Genomic DNA, 22,561 nt, shown 5'->3' with positions numbered 1-22,561 from the left:
GGGTGACAAGCGGCGCGGGTGAATTCAGCGGGTGAAATCCACTCCTGGACTCCGCTGCCGATGCGTCTCATGTCTAGTCTCTTGCGCGTGGGGGACATTTCAATTTCCGTCGACGAGGTGCGGCGGGTGGCGACGAAGATGAGCGATGTCGTGCCGGAACTGTCGCAACTGCGGGACTTCTCCGTTGCCGACCAGCCCGACCTGAGTCTTGCGGTGGCGGAGTTCGTCATGGAGGGCGGCTTTGACGTGATGCATAACGACCTAGCCGATGCGGGCGCATCGAATTTCGCTCGAGACCTCCGCTCTTTGGAGTACGTAAATTCCGGGGCTCATGTCAGCGTGGTGGCCCACTCATACGGAACGACGACAGCATCCTTGGCGCTTGCTGAAGACGACGTGCACGTGGATGCCTTCGTGACGCTGGGCTCAGCAGGCTTACCAGCGAACCTTGACTCGGCGTCAGACCTGCACGCCGATGCTGTGTTCTCCGGACAGGCTCAGGACGTCTGGGCAATCGACCAGGCTCGCGGCGATCAATGGGCTTGGACCGGCCGCCTGTCTCCTGAACACCCGATCAATCCGATTGACCCCGAGTTCGGCTCGCATTCGTTCAGCGTCGCCGGTGACGGGACGTTGCGTGCGGTCACCGACCATGGCGCGGTCACGTCCGACGAGGGGGGTTATCTTGACAAGCAGACGGAATCGCTTCGAAACGTGGCCCTCGCGACGACCGGCCACGGGAACCTCGTGTCTCCCTATATGCCGCCGGCTCCGACCCCGCTGCAGAAGGCGTTGATCGAAGGAATGACGAATGGTGTTGCGGACTAGTCGCCCGGTACTTCTCCCCGCCCTGGGGGTGCTTGTGGCGCTCTCGCTGGTTGGCCTGCCCGGATGTGCGCAATTGAAAGAAGACAAAATGACTCCTACCGAAGCGCGTGACGCTCTCGTCACCACCATCGAAGACAGCGCAGCCAAACTCGATGCCACGGGATGGAACCGCGATCACGCGCCCGAGGTCGGCGATTGCGACGGCCAGCAGGGCGAGCGCGCCAATTTCACCTACGGCTACGGCGCGCCTGCTCCCGATAGCGATCGAGGTGCGGACGCGAAGATCATCGCGGACTATTGGACGTCTCTCGGTATGCAGGTGCGAGTCGTCGATACCCCCCTGTACGTCGTGTACGCGTCCGGCGGCCCCGTAGCGGGCTTGTCCTTTTCGACGGCTCCCGGTGATTACTACATCGCCGGCACCTCCCTCTGCGTCCCCGGTGATGCCGCCGACATTCGCAAGCAGGACAACGGCTGACCACCACGGGGCAGGGCGATCAGGTGTCCTCTTATGTGGCGCCCGGGCCCACCCCGCTTCAGCGAGCGATCATCGAAGGGTTGACCAGTGGATAGGCGCACGCGAGGACATGCAGGCCGTGCCGTTTGCGCGGTTCTGGCGAGCTCGATGGTGATCATGTTGTCGTCGTGTACGACTTCTGAGGGAGACACAATGAGTCCTGAACAAGCCCGCGACACGCTTGTATCCACCGTGGAGGAGACCTCGACCGTGCTCGATGTTTCAGGCTGGGCGCGGACAGGGGCCCCCGAAGTCGGTAACTGTGGAGACCGGCCGGGTGAACGCGCGAACTACAACTACGGTTACAGCGCGCCACCACAGTCCCGGGACTTTGCGGCAGACGCGCAGAAGGTCGCAGAGCACTGGAAGTCAGTGGGCATGGAGGTTCGCGTTGTAGACAGCCCGTCGGTCGTCGTCTACGCAACGGGCGGACTCGTCGAGGGTTTGTCCTTCTCCACTGGGCCCGGTAACTACTACATCGTCGGTACCTCGCTGTGTGTTCCGGGTGACGCCTCAGAACTGCGCAAAAAAAGACAACGGCTGAGCTGTGAATCGGCGCCCTGTTAGCGCAGAAAGATGGGCGTACGTGACGTCGTTTAGGGCATCCCTCGCAGTCCGTGGTGCTGCCTCCTCCGTCACCGTCCTGGTCGCCGGTCTCCTTTTGACGTCCTGCGTGGCCTCGCTCGAGGCCACCGCGAGCGCGGATGAAGCGCGTGACGCTCTCGTCAGCACGGTCGAGGACAGCGCCGCGCAGCTCGATGTTGCGGGATGGTCTCGAAGCCACGCCCCCGAGGTGGGCGACTGCGGCCCGGGGAGCGGCGACAGGGCGAACTACTCCTATACCTACGGTGCCCCCGCGCCCGACAGTGATCGCGAGGCCGACGCGCGGAGGGTCGCCGACTATTGGCGCTCACTGGGCATGGAAGTCCGTCTGGTCGAAAGCCCTGCATACGTGGTGTACGGCAGCGGCGGTCCCGTTGAGGGGCTTACCTTCTCGACCGGTCCGGGCAATTACTTCATCGCCGGCGAGTCCCTCTGCGTCCCCGGCGACGCCGCCGAGCTCCGCAAGCAGGACAACGCGTGACGAACTGTTCCCGATTTTCTTCGCACTCGAGGGAGGGTCACGTTGTTCGCGCAGCCACTTATTCACGTGTCGCTCTGGGAGTGACGTTGTGCATCGCCGCCATCTCGGCGTCCGGCTGCGCGGCCGGGCAGGCTGCTTCGTTGAGCCCTGATCAGGCTCGTGACGCGCTCGTATCGACTGTCGAGAACACCTCCAAGATCCTCGACGTTGAAGGTTGGACCTGGGACGGGGCGCCGGAGGTCGGAAACTGCGGGCAGCGCAGCGGCGAGCGCGTGAATTACACCTATGGCTATGGCGCCCCGCCGCCCGATGGAGACCGAGCTGCCGACGCGAAGAAGGTTGCCGATCATTGGCGCTCGCTGGGGATGGACGTCCGGACGGTGGAGAAGCCGGTGGTTGTGGTCTATGCCACAGGTGGGCCCGTCGAAGGGCTCTCGTTCTCAACGGGCCCCGGGGACTACCACATCGCCGGCACCTCCCTCTGCGTCCCCGGCGACGCCGCCGAGATCCGCAAGCAGGACAACGGCTGAACATCTCACGGCGCCCGCCGAAGCTCCGCTAGGCTGACCCCACAAGTCCACACCGGCCCCATGATCGATGCGGGAGAGCTCCGGCGAACGCAGCCGGGCACCGAAGGAGCAAGCCTCCCCGCCAATCTCTCAGGTACGCGTACCGCGTCGATCGGGCCACTCTGGAAAGAGGTTCGGGATGCCACTTCCCCGAGCCCGCCGACGGTGAAAGCCGCGCGATCCGCGCGGTGAAACTCTCAGGCCCATGACAGAGGGGGAGTTCTACAGGCGCCGTCCGGCGTCTGTCCGTCATCGCGAACGGCAGAACTCATGACCGAAACCCCCGCTCCACCGCGCACCTCCCCGCTGAATGATCGGCACGAGGCCCTCGGCGCCTCGTTCACCGACTTCGGCGGCTGGAACATGCCCGTGCGCTACACCTCCGACCTCGCCGAGCACCGCGCCGTGCGCGAGGCCGCGGGCCTGTTCGACATCTCGCACATGGCCGAGCTCCGCGTCGAGGGAGAGAAAGCGGCCGCGTTCCTGGACTATGTGCTCGCCGGCCGCCTGTCGACCATGAAGATCGGCAAGGCCAAGTACTCGCTCGTGCTTGCCGAGAGCGGCGGCATCGTCGACGACGTCATCGTCTACCGCCTGGGGGAGCAGAGCTTCCTCGTCATCTCGAATGCCGGCAATCGGGATGCCGTGGCCTCGGCCTTCGACCTGGCCCAGCGCACGTGGGTCGCCATGTCGAGCGAGGTCCCGGAGCCTGTCGAAGAGGCCGGAACCCTCGCGGTCGCCGACGTCACCGACGACTACGCCCTCATCGCCCTGCAAGGCCCCGAGGCCCGCGGCATTCTGAACTCCACCCCGGGTGTCGAGATCACCGGCACCGCCCTCGACGAGCTGGGCTATTACGCCTGGACCGAGGGCACCTTCGACGGGGCGCCACTGTTCGTCGCCCGCACCGGGTACACCGGCGAAGACGGCTACGAGCTCATGATCCCCACCGCGCAGGCCGCCGCCCTGTGGGATGCCGCTCTCACCGCGGGCACCGACCGGGGCCTCGTGCCGTGCGGTCTCGCCGCGCGCGACACCCTGCGCCTCGAGGCCGGCATGCCGCTGTACGGCCACGAGCTCTCGCGCGACATCGTCCCCGCACAGGCGGGTCTCGGCCGCGTCCTCGCCGTCGATAAAGAGGCGTTCGTCGGCAAGGACGGCTTGTCGTCCGGCCCCGCCGACGCCCCCGTGCTCGTCGGCCTCGTCTCGGAGGGCCGCCGCGCGGGTCGCGCGGGCTACGCCGTCCTGCGCGGCGACGACACCGTCGGCGAGATCACCAGCGGCGCCCTCAGCCCCACCCTCGGCCACCCCGTGGCCATGGCGTTCGTCGCACCCGCGGCATCCGCCATCGGAACCGAACTGTCCATCGACGTGCGCGGAACCCGTATCCCCGCGACCGTCACCGCCCTTCCCTTCTATCGGAGAAACGCATGACCGACCTCACCGCCCTCAGCTACACCTCCGAGCACGAGTGGATCGCCCTCGAGGGTGACATCGCCACCGTCGGCATCACCGACTTCGCCGCCGACAAGCTCGGTGACGTCGTCTTCGTCGAGCTGCCCGGCGCCGACTCGGCCGTCTCGGCCGGCGACGTCTGCGGCGAGATCGAGTCGACCAAGTCGGTCGGCGAGCTCTACGCGCCCCTAAACGGCACGGTCGTCGAGGTCAACGACGCCGTGGTCGACGACCCGTCGTTGGTCAACGCCGAGCCCTTCGCCGGCGGGTGGCTCATCAAGATCCGCGTCGAGGGCGACCTTCCCTCCGACCTGCTCGACCGCGCCGCTTACGAGGACCTCACCGCATGACCTCCGTCCTTCCTCCCCGCACGGATGCCGGGACCCCGGCCGCCTTCACCGACCGCCACATCGGCATCGGTGCCGACGCCCAGGCGCACATGCTCGAGGTGGTCGGCTACGACAGCGTCGAGGCGCTCGTCGAGACCGCCGTCCCGGCCTCGATCCACGTGCAGGCCCGCGCCACGAGCGCGATTCCGACCGCGGCCACCGAGGCTGAGGCCCTGGCGGAACTGCGGGAGCTGGCATCCGCCAACCGCTCCGCCCGCCCCATGATCGGTCTCGGCTACTACGACACCTTCACGCCGTCGGTGATCGCGCGGAATGTCCTCGAGAACCCGTCGTGGTACACCGCGTACACGCCGTATCAGCCCGAGATCTCGCAGGGCCGGCTCGAGGCGCTCATCAATTTCCAGACGATGGTGACCGACCTCACCGGGCTCGCGACGGCAAACGCGTCGATGCTGGACGAGTCCACCGCCGTCGTCGAGGGCATGCTCGTCGCCCGCCGCGCGTCGAAGGCGAAGACCGACCTCTTCCTGGTCGATGTCGACGCCCTGCCGCAGACCAAGGCGCTGCTGCACCACCGCGCCGCGGCCGTCGGCATCCGCATCGTGGAGACCTCGTACGAGGGGGATTTGCCCGAGGCGTTCGGCGCCTTCGTGCAGTACCCCGGTGCGACCGGTCGCATCTGGGACTTCTCGGCCGTGGCCGAGACGGTGCATGCCGCGGGCGGCCTCGTCGTGGCCGCCGCCGACCTGCTCGCCCTGACCCTGCTGCGCTCGCCCGGCTCGATCGGCGCCGACGTCGCGGTGGGCACGACACAGCGTTTCGGCGTGCCGCTCGGCTTCGGTGGACCCCACGCGGGCTACATGGCCGTGCGCGCGGGCCTCGAGCGTCAGCTGCCCGGCCGCCTGGTCGGCGTGTCGCAGGATGCCGTGGGCGCCCCCGCCTACCGCCTGTCGCTGCAGACGCGCGAGCAGCACATCCGCCGCGAGAAGGCGACGTCGAACATCTGCACTGCGCAGGTGCTGCTGGCCGTGATGGCGGCGATGTACGCGGTGTACCACGGTCCCGACGGACTCCGCGCAATCGCGACGCAGGTCGCGCGCAAGGCCGACGCCCTGGCATCCGCTCTGCGCTCCTCCGACCTGACTCTCGCGAGCGACGCCTTCTTCGACACCGTGCGCGTCCACGTGCCGGGGCGCGCGCAAGACGTGGTCGCCCGCGCCCGCGAGCGCGGCTACCAGCTGCTCTGGGTCGACGACGCGACGGTGGGCGTCTCGGTCGATGAGACGACGACGGATGCCGATGTCTCGGTCATCCTCGACGCCTTCGGCCTCGCCGCGGACACGCTGCCCGAGGGCGAGGCGCTGCGCGGGATCGATGCGGCCCTGCATCGCGACGACGCCTTCCTCACGCACCCTGTCTTCCACGCGCACCGCAGCGAGACGGCGATGATGCGGTACCTCAAGACCCTCGCCGACCGCGACTACGCGCTCGATCGCGGCATGATCCCGCTGGGCTCGTGCACGATGAAGCTGAACGCGGCCACCGAGATGGCGGCGGTGTCGTGGCCGGAGTTCTCGCGCGTGCACCCCTTCGCCCCCGAGGCCGACGTGCGCGGCTACCTCGAGATGATCGAGCAGCTCGAGCGCTGGCTCGCCGAGGTGACCGGCTACGACGCGGTCTCGCTGCAGCCGAACGCCGGGTCGCAGGGCGAGCTCGCGGGCCTCCTCGCGATCCGCGGCTACCACCTCGCCAACGGCGACACCGCGCGCACGGTGTGCCTGATCCCGTCGTCGGCGCACGGCACGAACGCCGCCTCGGCGATCCTCGCGGGCATGAAGGTCGTCGTCGTCGCGTGCGACGAGGCCGGCAACGTCGACCTCGGCGACCTGCGCGCGAAGATCGCGCAGCACGCCGCGGAGCTCTCGGCGCTCATGATCACGTACCCCTCGACCCACGGGGTGTACGAGCACGACGTGCTCGAGATCACGCAGGCCGTGCACGACGCCGGCGGACAGGTCTACGTCGACGGCGCCAACCTGAACGCACTGCTGGGATTCGCCCGCTTCGGCGACCTCGGCGGCGACGTCTCGCACCTGAACCTGCACAAGACGTTCGCGATCCCGCACGGCGGTGGCGGACCCGGTGTCGGTCCGGTGGCGGCGAAGGCGCACCTGGCCCCGTACCTCCCCTCGCACCCGTTCTCGCAGCGCGCGGATCACGCCGGTGGCGTGTTCGACGGGGGGCCGGTCTCGGCCGCCCCGCACGGCTCCGCCGGTATCCTGCCGATCTCGTGGGCCTACGTGCGCATGATGGGCGCCGAGGGCCTGCGCCAGGCCACGGCCGCCGCGGTGCTCTCGGCGAACTACATCGCCACGCGCCTGCGCGAGCACTACCCCGTGCTCTACGCCGGTGAGGGCGGTCTCGTCGCGCACGAGTGCATCCTCGACCTGCGTCCCCTCAAGGAGCAGACCGGCGTCACCGTCGACGACGTGGCCAAGCGCCTCATCGACTACGGCTTCCACGCCCCGACGATGTCGTTCCCCGTCGCCGGCACCCTGATGGTCGAGCCGACCGAGAGCGAAGATCTCGCCGAGTTGGACCGGTTCGTGGATGCCATGATCGCGATCAAGCACGAGGCCCTCGCGGTCGCGGCGGGGGAGTGGCCCGCCGACGACAACCCGCTGGTCAACGCTCCGCACACCGCCGAGACGGTCGTGATGGGCGAGTGGGATCACCCGTACTCACGCGAGACCGCGGTATACCCCGTGCGCTCGCTGATCCGCGGCAAGTACTGGCCCCCGGTGCGCCGCATCGACCAGGCGTACGGCGACCGCAACCTGGTCTGCTCGTGCCCGCCGCCTGAGGCGTTCGCCTGACCCTTGCCCGTCCCTCGACGAGACGGCATCCCTCCGACGTCCCTTCCGCTCCGCGCGGGGGCTGAGCGGGATGCCGTTTCGTCGTTGTAGGGGGACGCGCAGCGGACCGGGAGATCCTCAGGGGGCGTTTAGTAAAGTGCCCCTGTGCACCACGGGCTGAACGACGTTCCTCGACCGCTTCGACGCCGTGGCGGCCCGGGACGGGTGATCGCCCTCCTCGTCGCCGCCGGTCTCGCGTTGGCCGGTTGTTCGGCGACCGACCCCGCGCCGGTCCCCGCGAAAGAGCAGCGGACGAGCCTGACAGTCGGTGTGGTCGGCTCGCTCACGAGCTTCAACGCCGCCAGCGCGACCGGGGACACCGCGGCGAACCGCGCGGTGTCGGCCCTCCTCGACGAGAAGCTCGGCTCCCTCGACGGAAACCTCCAGGTCGTGCCCAACAACGGTCTCGGGCGCATCACGCGGGTCGAGGGCGACCCGCTGACCGTCAGCTACGAACTCTTCTCCGACCGCGTCTGGTCCGACGGCACCCCGGTGACCCTCGACGACCTGCTGTTCGGGTGGGCGGTCACCTCCCACTTCTTCGACGACGCCACCTACGACGCCAACGGCCAGCTCGTGTCGGGTACGCGGTACTTCGACACCGCGCTCCCCGCCGACCCCAACGCCCGCACGACGCGTCCGCGCCTCGACCGGGCGAACGACACCCTCATGCTCACCTATGACCAGCCCTTCGCCGACTGGAACCGGCAGTGGCTGCTCGACCGCCCGGTCCACGTCGTCGCGCAGCGGGCGGGCGTGAGCGTCAAGGATCTGCTCACCGCGATTCTCACGGCGCCGGAGGGCGACCCTCAGGCTCCGGCGGCTCCGAATCCGGTGCTGGCTGCGGCCGCGCAGGCGTGGAACACCGGTTTCGATGTCGCTCCGGGAACGACGCCGGACCCGGCCGGTGTCGTGTCGTCGGGCCCGTGGACGGTCTCGGAGATCACGGCCGACACGCTCCAATTGGCCCGTCGGGACAGCTACCAGGGGGCGCACTTCCCGGGTCTCGAGGGGCTGACGGTCCGGTTCTTCCCCGATCGCGCGGCGCAGCTGTCGGCGATCGAAGCGGGAACGGTCGACGTGGCCAATGTCGGCGATCTCGATGTCGCGGAGCGGAAGACCCTGACCGATGCCGGGTTCAACGTCCAGGTCGGGCCCACCTCCGAGACGCTTCAACTCCGGTTCGCCACGACGACGGCATCCGATCTCCGTCAGGCGACGACGCTGTCGCTCGATCGGGCCTCGCTCGTCCAGGACGTGCTGGGCGCCGTGCGTCCGGACGCCCAGCCCCTCCAGTCGTTCTTGTCGTCTCCGGCGACCGGGCAGCTCTACAACGACCTGGTCTCGGGGAACGGCGCTCCCGGCACGGGGGCCGACGTGAACGGCGCGCGCTCCGCGCTGAACGACCGGGCGGCCGTGCTCCGCGTCGCCTACGACACGACCGATCCGACGGCGTCGCTGGTGTTCCCACGCCTCGTGTCGATGGCCGCCAAGGCCGGGATCGCGGTCCGCGCCGCCACCGCGACGGAGATTCCGGATGCCACCCTCTCGTGGGTCGGCGAGGATGAGAGCCTCTACCGGTCGGCGCGTGACCGCATCGCGGAGGGGATCGACGGCGGCGACACCGAAGAGCTCTTCGACGACCTCACCACGCACACCGACCCCGTCGACGTGTTGTCGGAGGCGAAGCTCATCGACCGCTCGCTGTTCGCCGCGTACGCGGGTGTGCCGCTGCTCGAGCGCACGGGCGCCGTGGTCAGTGCCGCGGGCGTCGGGGGAGTGACGTACACCTCCGAGCCCAACGGGCTGCCCCCGGCGTTCTGGACCTGGTCGCCGCCCCAGTCCTGACGGTCACGACGTCGGCGACGGCGCAGGGGTCGGGGCGAAGATCCCCGGCCACCAGGCCGCGGCGAGCGGGTACCCCACGAAGGCCACGATGTCGATGACCGTGTGTGCGATCACCAGGGGCATCACCCGCCCCCATCGCTTGTAGCACCAGCCGAAGACGAGCCCCATGACGACGTTGCCCAGCGCCGAGGGCCACCCCTGATACAGGTGGTAGCTGCCGCGCAGCAGGGCGGTCGACACGATGATCCACGTCCACGACCAGCCGAGCCGGCGGAGGCGGTCGAAGAGGAATCCGAGGAAGATCACCTCTTCGGTGAGGCCGGCGCGCAATGCCGCGAGGACCAGCAGCGCGATCACCCACCACGACGAGTCCAGGGGAGCGGGGATCACCGCGATGCTCTGCCCGAGAGCGCGGCCGATCGCGTAGACACCGATACCGGGCGCGCCGATGAGGACGACGAGCAGGAGTCCCCGCGCGGAGTCACCTCCGAAGCGGCGGAAGTCCAGCCCGATGCGGCGGAGCGCGTTGTTCGTCGGCTCCCACAGCAGGTAGACCGCCAGGGCCACGAGGGCCAGGGAGAAGAAGATGTCGAGGAACTGGTAGATCGCGTCCCACACCGGCTCGGCGCTGCGCGACGGATTCAGCTGCGTCTGCTGTTGCGAGATGGGTGCGCGGGTGGCGGCGCGGACGAACGAGACCACCGAGTAGATCGCCGACTGACCGACGCTGACGAGCAGCACGATCCCGATCTCCCAGCCGAGACGGCGGCGGGGGTAGGTGTCCGAGCGCTTCAGCGTCGGAGGATACGTCCAGTCCGCTGGGACCTGCAGCCGGGTGCGCTTGTCAGATTGCTCCATCGAGAGCCTCTCGAGTAAATGCTGTGTAACGTTTTTCAGAGGAGTTTGGGGCACCTGGGTAAACGTGCCTAGTGTGTTCTCATCCTGCCCGACGGATCTTTCACGCGCCTTGTGCTGCGCGAAAGCCCTGCGCGGGCGACGATCATCCCTTCCCTGGAGGAACTGTGAAGCGCAACAAGATTGCCCTCTCCGGTCTCGCCCTGCTGGGAGCCGTCGGGCTTATGCTCGCCGGCTGCTCGGGCGGCGGAGACAACGGCGGCGGCTCGTCATCGGGCGGCGACGCCACGGCGATCATTCGGACGAACGGCTCCGAGCCGCAGAACCCGCTGATCCCGACCAACACCAACGAGGTCGGTGGAGGAAAGATCCTCGACTCGATCTTCGCGGGTCTGGTCTACTACGACGGAACCGGCGCTCCGGTCAATGACATGGCCGAGTCCATCGTCACGAACGACCCCCAGAACCTCACGGTGACCCTGAAGAAGGGCCAGAAGTTCACGGACGGCACCGAGGTCAAGGCCGACAACTTCATCAAGGCGTGGAACTACGGCGCCCAGCTGTCGAACAACCAGGTGAGCAGCTCGTTCTTCGAGGACATCGTGGGCTTCAGCTACGACGCTGACTCCGAGCTCACCGGTCTGAAGAAGGTCGACGACTACACCTTCACGATCGCGCTCTCCAAGCCCGCCGCCGACTTCGCGCTGCGACTGGGCTACTCGGCGTTCTTCCCGCTGCCCGACGTCGCGTTCACCGACATGGCTGCGTTCGGCGAGAACCCGATCGGAAACGGCCCCTACAAGCTCAAGGGCGAGGGTGCCTGGCAGCACAACGTCCAGATCGACCTCGTCAAGAACGATGACTACCAGGGCGGTCGCACGGTCGAGAACGGTGGTCTTTCGATCATCTTCTACGCCACGCAGGATGCCGCCTACGCCGACCTCCTCGGCGGCAACGTCGACGTGATCGACAGCGTTCCCCCGTCCTCGCTGGCCACGTTCCAGTCCGATCTGGGCGACCGCGCGGTCAACCAGCCGGCCGCGATCTTCCAGTCGTTCACGATTCCCGAGCGTCTCGCGCACTTCAGCGGCGAAGAGGGCACGCTCCGTCGCCAGGCCATCTCGATGGCCATCAACCGTGACGAGATCACCAAGACGATCTTCCAGGGTTCGCGCACCCCGGCCAGCGACTTCACCTCGCCGGTCATCTCGGGCTGGTCCGACTCGCTCTCGGGCGCCGAGGTCCTGAAGTACGACGCGGACAAGGCGAAGCAGCTGTGGGCTCAGGCCGACGCCATCTCGCCGTGGAGCGGCTCGCTTCAGATCGCGTACAACGCCGACGGTGGACACCAGTCCTGGGTCGACGCTGTCACGAACTCGCTGAAGAACACCCTCGGTATCGACTCCTCGGGTGCCCCGTACCCGACCTTCAAGGAACTGCGCTCGGCGGTCACCAACCGCAGCATCGAGACCACGTTCCGTTCGGGCTGGCAGGCCGACTACCCGGGTGCGTACAACTTCCTCGCGCCGCTGTACGCGACCGGGGCATCGTCGAACGACGGCGACTACTCGAACCCCGAGTTCGACGGACAGATCTCGGCCGGTATTGCCGAGACGGATCTGGACGCGCAGAACGCGGACTTCGCGAAGGCTCAGGAGATCCTGCTGAAGGACCTTCCCGCTATTCCGCTGTGGTACCAGAACGTCACCGGTGGCTACGCCGAGGGCGTGAACAACGTCCAGTTCGGCTGGAACTCGGTTCCGCTCTACTACGAGATCACGAAGTAACCCTTCCGATCTCACCCGCGAGGCGGTGACGGATTCGTCACCGCCTCGCGGTCTGCCCGCCAGGCCTCATCACGACGTGTGATAGAACGGCACGGGTCTCTTTCGACCCACGCCCCCCATGAAACGTCTGATGAGGCGTTTCCCACGTTCGAAAAGAGAGCGGATGCTCGGCTACATCCTCAGACGTCTGCTGCAGGTGCTCCCCGTGTTCTTCGGGGCCACGCTGCTGATCTACTTCATGGTCTTCGCCATGCCGGGGGACCCGATCCTCGGCCTCTTCGGCGACAAGACCCCCGCGCCCCAGGTCGTCGAAGCCCTGCGGGCCCAGTACCACCTCGACCAACCCTTCATCGTGCAGTACTTCCTGTACCTCGGCGGGATCTTCCAAGGCGACCTGGGAACGACCTTCTCCGGTCAGTCCGTCAACGAGGTGCTCGCCCGAACCCTCCCCGTGACGGCGCGCCTGGCCGTGATGGCTCTGGCGATCGAGTTCGTCCTCGCAATCGTCATCGGCACCATCTCGGCGATCCGCAAGGGCAAGCTGTTCGACAACGTCGCGCTCATCGTCGCCCTGCTGTTCGTCGCACTGCCGATCTTCGTGGCGTGCTTCCTCGCACAGTACTTCCTCGCCATCCAGCTGGGGTGGTTCCGTCCCACGGTGGGGGCGCAGAACAACTGGGGTGATCTTCTGCTGCCGGCCATCGTGCTCGGCTTCAGCCTGTTCGCGACGAGCATGCGCCTCATGCGCGGGTCGGTCATCGACACCCTCAACCAGGACTGGGTGCGCACCGCGTACTCCAAGGGCCTCTCACGCCGACGCGTGATCCCCGTGCACGTCCTGCGCAACTCGCTCATCCCCGTCATCACGAACTCCGCGACGAACTTCGGTGTGCTCCTCGTCGGAGCCACCGTCACCGAGGGCATCTTCAACATCCCCGGTGTCGGCAACACGCTCTACCAGGCCACCATCCGCGGTGAGGGCCCCACGGTCGTGTCGTTCGTGACCGTCTTCGTCATCATCTACGTGCTGGTCAACCTCGTCGTCGACCTCCTGTACGGCCTTCTCGACCCGAGGATCCGCTATGTCAAGTAGTCACTTCCCGGCGCCCCACTATGTCGCGCCGATCAAGACCGAGACCATTTCAGTCGACGCCGTCCGTGTCGCCGCCCGAAAGAGCAACCTGTGGCTCGACGCGTGGCGCGACCTCCGTCGCCGTCCCACGTTCTGGATCGCCCTGGTCGTGATGGCCATCGTGATCCTGATGGCCGCGTTCCCGACCCTGTTCACGCAGGTGCCGCCGGACAACGACTGCCAGCTGTCCAACAGCAACGGCGGTCCCACGGCGGGACACATCCTGGGCTTCACGTTCCAGGGCTGCGACACCTTCTCGCGCATCGTGTGGGGTGCCCGCACCTCGCTGTCGGTGGGTCTGCTGGCCACCGCGATCGGCACGATCATCGGCCTCGTCATGGGCGCGCTGTCGGGCTTCTACGGCGGATGGCTCGACGCGGTCATCTCGCGCGTCGGCGACATCTTCTTCTCGATCCCCTACATCCTCGCGGCCATCGTCGTGATGAGTGTGTTCTCGCAGTACCGCAACGTCTTCACCCTGGCCTTCGCGATCGGCGGGTTCGCCTGGGCCTCGACGGCCCGTGTCGTGCGCGCCGAGGTTCTGCGCGTGCGCCAGGCCGACTACGTCGCGGCCTCTCAGGCGCTGGGACAGTCGCGTTTCCGCACGCTGCTGACTCACGTCATCCCGAACGCCATCGCTCCGCTCCTCGTGGTCACCACGATCAGCCTGGCCGCGGCGATCGTCGCGGAGGCGACTCTGTCGTTCCTCGGCGTCGGCCTCGGCGGCAGCACCATGTCGTGGGGTAACGACATCAGCCAGGCGCAGCAGTCGCTGCGCATCGCGCCGATGGCGCTGATCTGGCCGTCGATCGCCCTGACCGTCACGGTTCTGGCCTTCATCCTGCTGGGCGAGCTCATCCGAGACGCCATCGACCCGAGAGCGAGGGCCCGCCGATGAGCGACGCCACCCAGACACCGCTTCTGTCCGTTCGCGACCTCAAGGTCGCGTTCGAGGGACAGGGTGGCACGCGCGAGGTCCTCCACGGAGTCAGCCTCGACGTCTACCCCGGCCAGACGGTCGCCATCGTGGGCGAGTCGGGCTCCGGCAAGTCGACGACCGCCTCGGCGGTCATCGGCCTGCTCCCCGGTACCGGTCACGTCACCGCCGGCAGCATCACGCTCGACGGGCGTGAGCTGACCGACCTCAGCCAGACGCAGTTCGAGTCGGTTCGCGGTCGCGACATCGGTTACGTCCCGCAGGACCCGATGTCGAACCTCAACCCGGTGTGGAGCATCGGCTTCCAGGTGAAGGAGGCGATCCGCGCGAACGGCATCGCCACCGGTCGCAAAGAGGTCGAGAAGCGCGCGATCGAGGTGCTCAAGCAGGCTGGTCTCGCCGACGCCGAGCGTCGCCTGCACCAGTACCCGCACCAGTTCTCGGGCGGAATGCGTCAGCGCGCGCTGATCGGAATCGGCCTCGCCGCCGACCCGAAGCTGCTGATCGCCGACGAGCCGACCTCGGCCCTCGACGTGACCGTGCAGCGCGTGATCCTCGATCACATGGCATCCCTCACGCGTGAGCGGGGGACCTCGGTGCTGCTCATCACGCACGACCTGGGTCTGGCCGCCGAGCGCGCCGACACCATCGTCGTGATGAACCAGGGCGAGATCGTCGAGTCGGGTCCCAGCCGCGAGATCCTCGAGAACCCGCAGCACCCGTACACGCAGCGCCTCGTCGCCGCCGCGCCCAGCATCGCTTCGCAGCGCATCCAGGCGAAGGTCGAAGACCGCGGCATCCTGCGCGAGTCCGACATCGACGCTCCCGCGACGGTCAAGGTCACCGACCTCGTCAAGGAGTACAAGATCCGCCAGGGCGGATTCCGCAGCGAGCAGTTCCGCGCCGTCGACGGGGTCTCGTTCGAGATCCCGCGCGGCAAGACCCTCGCGCTGGTGGGGGAGTCGGGCTCGGGCAAGTCGACGATCGCGAAGATGGTCCTCAAGCTCGAGGATCCGACCTCGGGCTCGATCGAGGTCGACGGTGTCAACACCGGCAAGCTGAGCGCGAAGGACACGTTCAACCTGCGCCGCCGGATGCAGCCCGTCTTCCAGGACCCGTACGGGTCGCTCGACCCGCTGCGCAGCATCGGCAACCTCATCGCCGAGCCGCTCAACATCCACAAGGTGGGCGACAACGCGTCGCGTCGAGCCCGTGTGGAGGAGTTGCTCGAGCAGGTCGCGCTTCCGCAGGAGCTGGCATCCCGCTATCCGAACGAGCTGTCCGGCGGACAGCGCCAGCGTGTCGCCATCGCGCGCGCGCTCGCGCTCAAGCCCGACATCCTCGTGCTCGACGAGGCTGTCTCGGCCCTCGACGTGCTGGTGCAGGCGCAGATCCTCCAGTTGCTGGCGGAGCTGCAGTCCGAGCTCGGTCTGACCTATCTGTTCATCACGCACGACCTCGCCGTCGTCCGTGTCGCCGCCGACCTGGTGTGCGTCATGGAGCGCGGCAAGCTCGTGGAGCAGGGAACGGTCGACGAGATCTTCGCGCAGCCCTCGCAGGAGTACACGCAGCGCCTGCTCGACGCCATTCCCGGCGCCTCCCTCTCGCTGGGCGGCGCGTGACGCGCGACGAGCGCTTCCGGGGCACGGAACACCCGCGGGTGTTCCGTGCCCCGTCGTCGATCTTCGGCCTGATCCTGGGTGCGGTGCTCGCGCTCGTGCTCTTGGGGGATGCCGCGCTGCGCGCCGGGCTGGGCGAGATGCTCCTGCTGGCGCCCTGGGTGCTGTTGGCGCTGTGGGCGGTCTACGCCCTGCTGTTCGCGCCGCACGTGCGCATCGACGCCGAGGGCATCCGCATCCACAATCCTCTGCGCATCGCGGACATCGCGTGGGCGCGCGTCGCCGACATCGACATGCGCTGGCAGCTCGAGGTCCGCACCGACGAGCCCCGCGTGGTGAAGGCCTTCGGTGGCCCCGTCGCCGGTCGTCCGGGTCGTCCTCCGATCCGCCGTGACGCTGAGCGAGGACGTCGCGAACCTCCGGCAATCCGCGACCTGCAACTCATCCAGGAAGCATGGGAGACGGCGCGGCCGACCGCGTCGAAGACCGGTGTCGTCCGCCGGTCGTGGGACATTCCCTCGGTCATTTCCCTGCTGGTTCTGATCTGCTGGGTTATTATCGCTTTGTTCATCTCAGGCGGTCTCGGCTGAGCGCGATGCTGCGCTCGACGGAGACCGCGGTGGCAAAGCGCCATGTAAGAGCTTTGTTACGGTCGTGAAAAGTGTGTTCCCCCGGCGCACGTTTCATGGGAAGCCGACGTAGGGTCGCTGAAGATCCTTAGCCAGGCAAACGAATAGGCGGGGATCTCGAAGGCGAGAGGACCACCATGACGCACACCCCCGACGTGTTCCGGACGGGCCCGCGCACCTCATGACGCTGTACGTTCTGCGACGGTTCCTGAATTACGCCGTCCTGAGCCTGTTGGCGACGTGCCTCGCGTACGTTCTCGGCAGCGCGCTGTTGCGACCCCAGGACCGCTTCTACGGCATGAATCCCCGGCCGCCGCAGGAGTCGATCATCGCGAGCCTCGATGCACTCGGTGCCAACCCCGACGTGCCGATCCTCGTCCGCCTGTGGAACTGGCTGGTCAATCTGTTCACGAAGTTCTCGCTCGGCACCACCATCGGCGGCCAGGACGTCATGACCGAGATCGCGACGCGCGCCGGCACGAGCCTGCGCCTGCTGCTGATCGGCTCGCTCATCGGCGCGATCGTCGGCGTGCTCATCGGCGTGTGGGGTGCGGTGCGCCAGTACCGGGCTCCCGACCAGGTGACCACGTACGCCTCGTACCTCGTCTTCGCGACCCCCACCTTCGTCATCGGCGTGCTGCTGATGATCGGCGCGACCAACCTCAACAACGCGGCCGGAACGCAGCTCATCCGCTTCACCGGCGAGTACACCGCCGGTGTCGAGGGGTTCTGGCCGATGATCGCCGATCGGGCGGTCCACCTGCTGCTGCCGACGCTGGCGCTCGTGCTCATCAGCGCCGCGTCGTACTCGCGCTACCAGCGGAGCATGATGCTCGACGTGCTCGGTGCGGACTACATCCGCACCGCCCGCGCGAAGGGACTGCCCCGCACGCAGGCGCTCTTCCGCCACGGCGTGCGCATCGCCCTGATCCCGATGTCGACGTTCTTCGCGTACAGCTTCGGCACGCTCATCGCCGGTTCCACCATGCTCGAGATCGTCTTCTCGTGGCGGGGCATGGGGCAGTTCCAGCTGAACGCCGTTACTCAGCAGGACATCAACGCCGTCGCCGGATCGACGCTCTTCGTCGCCGTGCTGGTGCTGTTGTCATCGACCCTGTCCGAGGTGCTCTACGCCGCACTCGACCCGAGAGTGAGGAGCTGACATGACCATGCAGGAAGAAGCCCTCGACGGAACGCTCGTCGCCACGAGCCCTGTCACCCGCGACCGCAAACCGCTGTCGCGCGGAGCGCTGGTGCGCTCGCGGCTGCGCAAGATGCCTCGCTTCTGGGTGGGCGCGAGCATCCTCGTCTTCATCGTGCTGTGGGCCTTCATCGGGCCGCTGCTTTACCCCTACGACTCGACCCAGCGCGACTTCCTGAACGTGGGCCTGGGGCCGACCCAGTTGCACTGGTTCGGGACGAACGGCATCGGGCAGGACATCTACGCGCAGACGCTCGTGGGTCTGCAGAAGTCGCTCATCATCGGCGCTCTGGCGGGCATCGGCGCCACCCTTATCGCGGCGGCCGTCGGATCCCTCGCCGGCTACCTGGGCGGCAAGATCGACGCGGTCATCGGGTGGCTCATCCACCTTCTGCTCGTCATCCCGTCGTTCTTCATCCTGGTGCTGCTGAGTCCGCTGACCCGCGGACTGTCGTGGCTCGCCCTCACGTTCTTCCTCGCGGTGTTCAGCTGGATGATCCTCGCTCAGGTCGTCCGCAACCAGACCCGGTCCCTGCGCAACCGCGACTTCGTGCGCGCGGCGCGGTACATGGGCATGCCGACCCGGCAGATCCTCGGCCGCCACATCATCCCCAACATCGCGTCGCTGCTCATCATCGACGCGACCCTCGGCATCGTCGCGGCCATCATGGCCGAGACCTCGCTCAGCTACTTCGGTTTCGGCGTCCAGGCGCCCGACGTCTCGCTCGGCACGCTGCTGGCGTCGGGGACGTCGGCCGCGGTGACCCGCCCGTGGCTGTTCGTGTACCCCGCCGGCGTGCTGATCGTGCTGCTCCTGGCCATCAGCCTCATCGGCGACGCCCTGCGCGACGCCATCGACCCCACCTCGGGAGCGAACCGTGACTGACACCCGATCCGCCACCCTGCTGTCCTCGACCGGCCGCTCGCCGCTGCTGTCGGTCCGCGACCTCAGCGTCACCTTTCCGCAGCGCGACGGTTCTCCCGTCCGCGCCGTCCGCGGCATCTCGTACGACGTGCACGAGGGGGAGTTCCTCGGCATCGTGGGCGAGTCCGGCTCCGGCAAGAGCGTGTCGTCGCTCGCCGTGATGGGGCTGCTGCCCTCGAACGCGCAGGTCGAGGGCGACATCCTCTACGACGGTCGTTCGCTGCTCGGCATGAACGACGGGCAGCTGTCGAAGATCCGCGGCGCCGAGCTCGCGATGGTCTTCCAGGACCCCCTGTCGGCGCTGACCCCGGTCTACACCGTCGGCGACCAGATCTCCGAGGGACTGCGTCTGCACGACCGCGCCCTGAGCGCACAGGCTGCGCACGCCCGCAGCGTCGAGCTGCTCAAGCTCGTCGGCATCCCGGATGCCGAGCGTCGGGCGCGCGCGTATCCTCACGAGTTCTCGGGCGGTATGCGACAGCGCGCGATGATCGCCATGGCGATCGCCAACGACCCGCGCGTGATCATCGCCGACGAGCCGACGACCGCCCTCGACGTCACCATCCAGGCGCAGATCCTCGAGGTGCTGCAGAAGGCCCGCGAGGTGACGGGCGCCGCCGTCGTGCTCATCACGCACGACCTCGGCGTCGTCGCCGGCCACGCCGACCGCGTCGCGGTCATGTACGCGGGCAAGCTCGTCGAGCGGGGCACGGTCGACGAGATCTTCCACGACCCGCACATGCCGTACACCGTGGGGCTGCTGCGCTCGGTGCCGAACATGCAGACCGCGGGCTCGCACCGACTGGTCCCGCTCGAGGGGCGCCCGCCGTCCCTCGCCTCGCTGCCCAAGGGATGCCCCTTCGCCGCGCGCTGCCCGATCGCGATCGACGCGTGTCACGACATCGAGCCCGTGCTCGAGGTGCACGGAGCGGTGCCCGACCACGTCGCGGCGTGCATCCGCTCGGGCGAGATCGCCTCCGGTGCCCTCGCGCGGCCCGATATCTTCCCGCGGCCCGAGGCTCTCGGCGAGATCCCGCCGCTCCGCCCCGACGCGACCCCCGCGGTCGAGGTCACCGATCTCGTGAAGCACTTCCCGCTGATGAAGGGCGCGGTCTTCCCGCGCCGCGTCGGCACGGTGCGCGCGGTCGACGGGATCTCGTTCTCGATCCAGCCCGGTCGCACGATGGGACTGGTGGGGGAGTCCGGCTGCGGCAAGACGACGACGATCCTCGAGATCATGGAGATGGTCGCCCCGCAGAGCGGCAGCATCCGCATCAACGGCACCGACGTGGCCACGGTGAGCCGTAAGGACAAGGCCGTGCTGCGCAAGGGCATCCAGATCGTGTTCCAGGACCCGATGGGCGCGATCGACCCGCGCCTGCCGGTGGGCGAGGTGATCACCGAGCCCCTGCTGGTCCAGGGCGTGCCGCGTGCGGAGCGCGACCGCAAGATGCGCGAGCTGCTCGATCTCGTCGGGCTGGACCCGAACATGTCGGACCGGTACCCGCACGAGTTCTCGGGCGGTCAGCGTCAGCGCATCGGCATCGCCCGCGCCCTGGCGACCGACCCCGCCGTCGTCGTCCTCGACGAGCCGGTGTCGGCCCTCGACGTGTCGATCCAGGCCGGAGTCATCAACCTGCTCGAAGACCTCAAGGAACGACTCGGCCTCTCGTTCCTCTTCGTGGCGCACGACCTCGCCGTGGTCCGCCAGATCGCCGACGACGTGTCGGTCATGTACCTCGGCCGCATCGTCGAGCAGGGTCCCGTCGACGAGGTGTTCGACGACCCGCGGCATCCCTACACGAAGGCCCTCATCTCGGCCGCGCCCATTCCCGACCCGCGCATCGAGCGGGCGCGAACGCGCATCCTGCTCGACGGCGACCTCCCGAGCCCGACGCAGGAGATCTCGGGATGCCGTTTCCGCACGCGGTGCCCGCTCTACCGCCTGCTGCCCGACGCCGACCGGCGCCGGTGCGACAACGACGACCCGGGCTTGCGCTCCCAGGCGCACTCCCAGGTGGCGTGCCACTACGCCGAACGGTCCGACCTCGTCCTCGAGACGGTGTCGGCCGGCTCCCCCCGAACGTCCCCGACCGACGGCACCATGTCGCCGGGGGCCCTCCCCGATCACCAACGAGAGGATTGATCACATGAGAATGCGTAAAGCGAAGGCCCTCAGCGCTCTCGCGCTGCTGAGCGCCGCCGCCCTGGCGATCGCCGGGTGCGCGCCGGGCAATACCGCCGCTCCGTCGGCGAACCCCGAGGATCAGAACTCGCTGCCGTCGACCGCGTGGGTGCGCGCCGATGCCGCAGACGTCAAGGACGGCGGCACGCTGACTCTCGCGGTCGACTCCATGCCCGTGAACTGGAACAACTTCCAGATCGACGGCAACGAGGCCAACACGAACAACATCGTCGCCGCGATGCAGGGTGGGCCCATCCGCATCGGCGAGGACGGCAAGCCGATCGTCGACCAGAACTACGCCTCCTCCGTCGAGCTGACCAGCAGCGACCCCCAGAAGGTCGAGATCAAGCTCAACCCGGATGCCAAGTGGGAAGACGGCACGCCCATCACGGTGGCCGACTACCAGGCGACCTGGAAGGCCAACAACGGCAGCAACCCCGCGTACGTGGTCATCTCGACCACCGGGTGGGACCAGATCTCGTCCGTCGAGCAGGGCACCGACCAGTTCGACGTCGTCATCACCTTCTCGTCGGTCTTCGCCGACTGGCAGAGCCTCTTCGGCCAGGTCCTGCCCGCGAGCGTCGCCAACGACCCGAACACCTTCAACACCGGCTACCTCACGAAGGCGCTTCCGTCATCGGGACCCTTCAAGCTCGCGAGCTTCGACTCGACGGCCGGTGTGGCGACGCTCGAGCCGAACCCCAACTGGTGGGGCGCCAAGCCCAAGCTCGACTCGGTCGTCTTCCGCGCCGTGAGCCAGGCCCAGCAGGGCACCTCGTTCAGCAACGGTGAGATCGACGCGCTGAACATCAGCTCCAACGCCGACCTCTACCAGACGGCCCAGAACGTCCCGGGTGCCGAGATCCAGGCGTCGAACGGTCTGACCTGGACGCACATCACGATGCGCGCCTCGAGCGGACCCCTCGCCGACGTCAACGTCCGCAAGGCGATCGCATCCATCGTCAACCGCAGCCAGATCGCCACCAACGCGAACTCGCCGGTCGGCGTCCCCGCCATCACGCAGGGCAGCTACATCTTCATGCCCGGCCAGGACGGCTACACCGACGACTCGCTTCCGTACGACGTCGACGCGGGCACCAAGTACCTCGAGGCCGCCGGCTACACGAAGGACGGCGACTCGTGGACGAAGGACGGCACCGCGCTGTCGTTCAAGGTGACGGTCCCGGCCGACACGACGACGAACATCCAGCGCGCCGAGCAGATCCAGGCGGACCTCGCCGAGGTCGGCATCCCGGTCGAGCTCGTCTCGGTTCCCGTCGGCAGCTACTTCTCGGACTACATCATCAAGGGTGACTTCGAGATGGTGACGTTCTCGTGGCAGGGCACCGCGTACCCGATCTCGTCGAGCCGTTCGCTGTTCACGCCGGTCGACTCGGCGCAGAACTACACCGGCATCGCCGACCCGCGCCTGGACGCGCTGTGGGAGAAGGCCAACTCCGAACTCGACCCCGCCGCGCGTCAGCAGACCGCGCAGGAGATCAACAAGGTGCTCTGGGAGTCCGTGCCGATCATCCCGATCGCGCCGCTGCCGAACGTCTACGCCGTCAAGCAGGGCCTCGTGAACTGGGGAGCCACCCAGTTCGAGACCATCGACTGGACGATCGTGGGCTTCGCGAACTCCTGATCCGCTGACGGAAAGGGGCGGGATCCTGCGGGATTCCGCCCCTTTTCCGTGCGTTCCCGTTACCTGTGCGTCTCCTGCCC

At 67.8% G+C, this 22,561-nt stretch carries 18 protein-coding genes and 1 riboswitch; of the genes, 17 read left to right on the top strand and 1 reads right to left on the bottom strand.

The genetic code is table 11. The annotated features are described in order from the left end of the window. The first annotated feature begins 87 nt into the window (after positions 1-87). From AB6V31_RS08310 to AB6V31_RS08275, 8 genes are all read left to right on the top strand, one after another. Positions 88-828 carry an alpha/beta hydrolase gene (locus tag AB6V31_RS08310; RefSeq protein WP_369365014.1) on the top strand — a complete coding sequence of 247 codons (741 nt, stop codon included), beginning with the start codon at positions 88-90 and terminating at the stop codon, positions 826-828. Beyond that, on the top strand, positions 812-1,306 hold the full coding sequence (locus AB6V31_RS08305; protein ID WP_369365012.1) for a hypothetical protein: 495 nt from the start codon (positions 812-814) through the stop codon (positions 1,304-1,306). The genes AB6V31_RS08310 and AB6V31_RS08305 overlap by 17 nt, the downstream gene beginning before the upstream one ends. A 712-nt stretch (positions 1,307-2,018) precedes the next feature. Then, a complete protein-coding gene (locus AB6V31_RS08300; RefSeq protein ID WP_369365011.1) occupies positions 2,019-2,429 on the top strand; it encodes a hypothetical protein in 411 nt (136 codons plus the stop codon). Between the two features lie 80 nt (positions 2,430-2,509). Continuing rightward, positions 2,510-2,959 carry a hypothetical protein gene (locus AB6V31_RS08295; protein ID WP_369365009.1) on the top strand — a complete coding sequence of 150 codons (450 nt, stop codon included), beginning with the start codon at positions 2,510-2,512 and terminating at the stop codon, positions 2,957-2,959. 60 nt (positions 2,960-3,019) lie between these two features. Continuing rightward, a riboswitch (glycine riboswitch) is annotated at positions 3,020-3,114 on the top strand. A gap of 154 nt (positions 3,115-3,268) precedes the next feature. Next, positions 3,269-4,432, top strand: a complete 1,164-nt coding sequence (gene gcvT, locus AB6V31_RS08290; RefSeq protein WP_074697013.1) for a glycine cleavage system aminomethyltransferase GcvT — start codon at positions 3,269-3,271, stop codon at positions 4,430-4,432. Continuing rightward, the gene (gcvH, locus tag AB6V31_RS08285; RefSeq protein ID WP_056230424.1) at positions 4,429-4,803 is read left to right on the top strand and encodes a glycine cleavage system protein GcvH; all 375 of its coding nucleotides are present in this window, start codon (positions 4,429-4,431) and stop codon (positions 4,801-4,803) included. Before gcvT ends, gcvH begins: the two co-directional genes overlap by 4 nt. Further along, entirely contained in the window at positions 4,800-7,679 is a 2,880-nt protein-coding gene (gene gcvP / locus AB6V31_RS08280; RefSeq protein ID WP_369365007.1) for an aminomethyl-transferring glycine dehydrogenase, read from the top strand. Before gcvH ends, gcvP begins: the two co-directional genes overlap by 4 nt. A gap of 144 nt (positions 7,680-7,823) precedes the next feature. Next, positions 7,824-9,566: an ABC transporter substrate-binding protein gene (locus AB6V31_RS08275; protein WP_081349902.1), complete on the top strand. Its 1,743-nt coding sequence runs from the start codon at positions 7,824-7,826 to the stop codon at positions 9,564-9,566. A 3-nt stretch (positions 9,567-9,569) separates the two neighbouring features. Here AB6V31_RS08275 and AB6V31_RS08270 read toward each other — a convergent pair whose 3' ends face one another. Continuing rightward, positions 9,570-10,424 carry a CPBP family intramembrane glutamic endopeptidase gene (locus tag AB6V31_RS08270; RefSeq protein ID WP_081349901.1) on the bottom strand — a complete coding sequence of 285 codons (855 nt, stop codon included), beginning with the start codon at positions 10,422-10,424 and terminating at the stop codon, positions 9,570-9,572. 164 nt (positions 10,425-10,588) lie between these two features. Here AB6V31_RS08270 and AB6V31_RS08265 point away from each other — a divergent pair, with 164 nt between their 5' ends. The 9 genes from AB6V31_RS08265 to AB6V31_RS08225 all read left to right on the top strand — a co-directional run bounded on the left by AB6V31_RS08265 (position 10,589) and on the right by AB6V31_RS08225 (position 22,481). Then, positions 10,589-12,208, top strand: a complete 1,620-nt coding sequence (locus AB6V31_RS08265; protein WP_056230430.1) for an ABC transporter substrate-binding protein — start codon at positions 10,589-10,591, stop codon at positions 12,206-12,208. 163 nt (positions 12,209-12,371) lie between these two features. Further along, positions 12,372-13,301, top strand: a complete 930-nt coding sequence (locus AB6V31_RS08260) for an ABC transporter permease (RefSeq protein WP_056230432.1) — start codon at positions 12,372-12,374, stop codon at positions 13,299-13,301. Further along, entirely contained in the window at positions 13,291-14,238 is a 948-nt protein-coding gene (locus AB6V31_RS08255; protein WP_369365004.1) for an ABC transporter permease, read from the top strand. Before AB6V31_RS08260 ends, AB6V31_RS08255 begins: the two co-directional genes overlap by 11 nt. Further along, positions 14,235-15,899 (top strand): ABC transporter ATP-binding protein, encoded by a 1,665-nt coding sequence (locus AB6V31_RS08250; RefSeq protein ID WP_056230436.1) that lies wholly within the window; start codon positions 14,235-14,237, stop codon positions 15,897-15,899. The genes AB6V31_RS08255 and AB6V31_RS08250 overlap by 4 nt, the downstream gene beginning before the upstream one ends. Next, positions 15,896-16,486: a hypothetical protein gene (locus AB6V31_RS08245; protein ID WP_369365002.1), complete on the top strand. Its 591-nt coding sequence runs from the start codon at positions 15,896-15,898 to the stop codon at positions 16,484-16,486. Before AB6V31_RS08250 ends, AB6V31_RS08245 begins: the two co-directional genes overlap by 4 nt. Before the next feature lie 220 nt (positions 16,487-16,706). Then, positions 16,707-17,687 carry an ABC transporter permease gene (locus AB6V31_RS08240; protein ID WP_279366675.1) on the top strand — a complete coding sequence of 327 codons (981 nt, stop codon included), beginning with the start codon at positions 16,707-16,709 and terminating at the stop codon, positions 17,685-17,687. A gap of 1 nt (position 17,688) precedes the next feature. Beyond that, positions 17,689-18,612, top strand: coding sequence for an ABC transporter permease (locus AB6V31_RS08235; protein WP_056230443.1), 924 nt, complete (start codon positions 17,689-17,691; stop codon positions 18,610-18,612). After that, the gene (locus AB6V31_RS08230; RefSeq protein WP_082450619.1) at positions 18,605-20,797 is read left to right on the top strand and encodes an ABC transporter ATP-binding protein; all 2,193 of its coding nucleotides are present in this window, start codon (positions 18,605-18,607) and stop codon (positions 20,795-20,797) included. The genes AB6V31_RS08235 and AB6V31_RS08230 overlap by 8 nt, the downstream gene beginning before the upstream one ends. 4 nt (positions 20,798-20,801) lie before the next feature. Beyond that, entirely contained in the window at positions 20,802-22,481 is a 1,680-nt protein-coding gene (locus AB6V31_RS08225; protein WP_200914199.1) for an ABC transporter family substrate-binding protein, read from the top strand. Positions 22,482-22,561: the final 80 nt, after the last annotated feature.

The organism is Microbacterium sp. 16-032, assembly GCF_041079455.1.
Classification (GTDB): Bacteria; Actinomycetota; Actinomycetes; order Actinomycetales; family Microbacteriaceae; genus Microbacterium; species Microbacterium testaceum_A.
This window is presented reverse-complemented; position numbering and strand designations above follow the sequence as displayed.

Excerpts from the sequence above, each read along its gene's own strand:
- AB6V31_RS08225 (WP_200914199.1), top strand. The coding sequence starts at position 20,802 with ATGAGAATGCGTAAAGCGAAGGCCCTCAGCGCTCTCGCGCTGCTGAGC.
- AB6V31_RS08235 (WP_056230443.1), top strand. The coding sequence starts at position 17,689 with ATGACCATGCAGGAAGAAGCCCTCGACGGAACGCTCGTCGCCACGAGC.
- AB6V31_RS08260 (WP_056230432.1), top strand. The coding sequence starts at position 12,372 with ATGCTCGGCTACATCCTCAGACGTCTGCTGCAGGTGCTCCCCGTGTTC.
- gcvH (WP_056230424.1), top strand. The coding sequence starts at position 4,429 with ATGACCGACCTCACCGCCCTCAGCTACACCTCCGAGCACGAGTGGATC.
- AB6V31_RS08240 (WP_279366675.1), top strand. The coding sequence starts at position 16,707 with ATGACGCTGTACGTTCTGCGACGGTTCCTGAATTACGCCGTCCTGAGC.
- AB6V31_RS08255 (WP_369365004.1), top strand. The coding sequence starts at position 13,291 with ATGTCAAGTAGTCACTTCCCGGCGCCCCACTATGTCGCGCCGATCAAG.
- AB6V31_RS08305 (WP_369365012.1), top strand. The coding sequence starts at position 812 with ATGGTGTTGCGGACTAGTCGCCCGGTACTTCTCCCCGCCCTGGGGGTG.
- AB6V31_RS08270 (WP_081349901.1), bottom strand. The coding sequence starts at position 10,424 with ATGGAGCAATCTGACAAGCGCACCCGGCTGCAGGTCCCAGCGGACTGG.
- AB6V31_RS08250 (WP_056230436.1), top strand. The coding sequence starts at position 14,235 with ATGAGCGACGCCACCCAGACACCGCTTCTGTCCGTTCGCGACCTCAAG.
- gcvP (WP_369365007.1), top strand. The coding sequence starts at position 4,800 with ATGACCTCCGTCCTTCCTCCCCGCACGGATGCCGGGACCCCGGCCGCC.
- gcvT (WP_074697013.1), top strand. The coding sequence starts at position 3,269 with ATGACCGAAACCCCCGCTCCACCGCGCACCTCCCCGCTGAATGATCGG.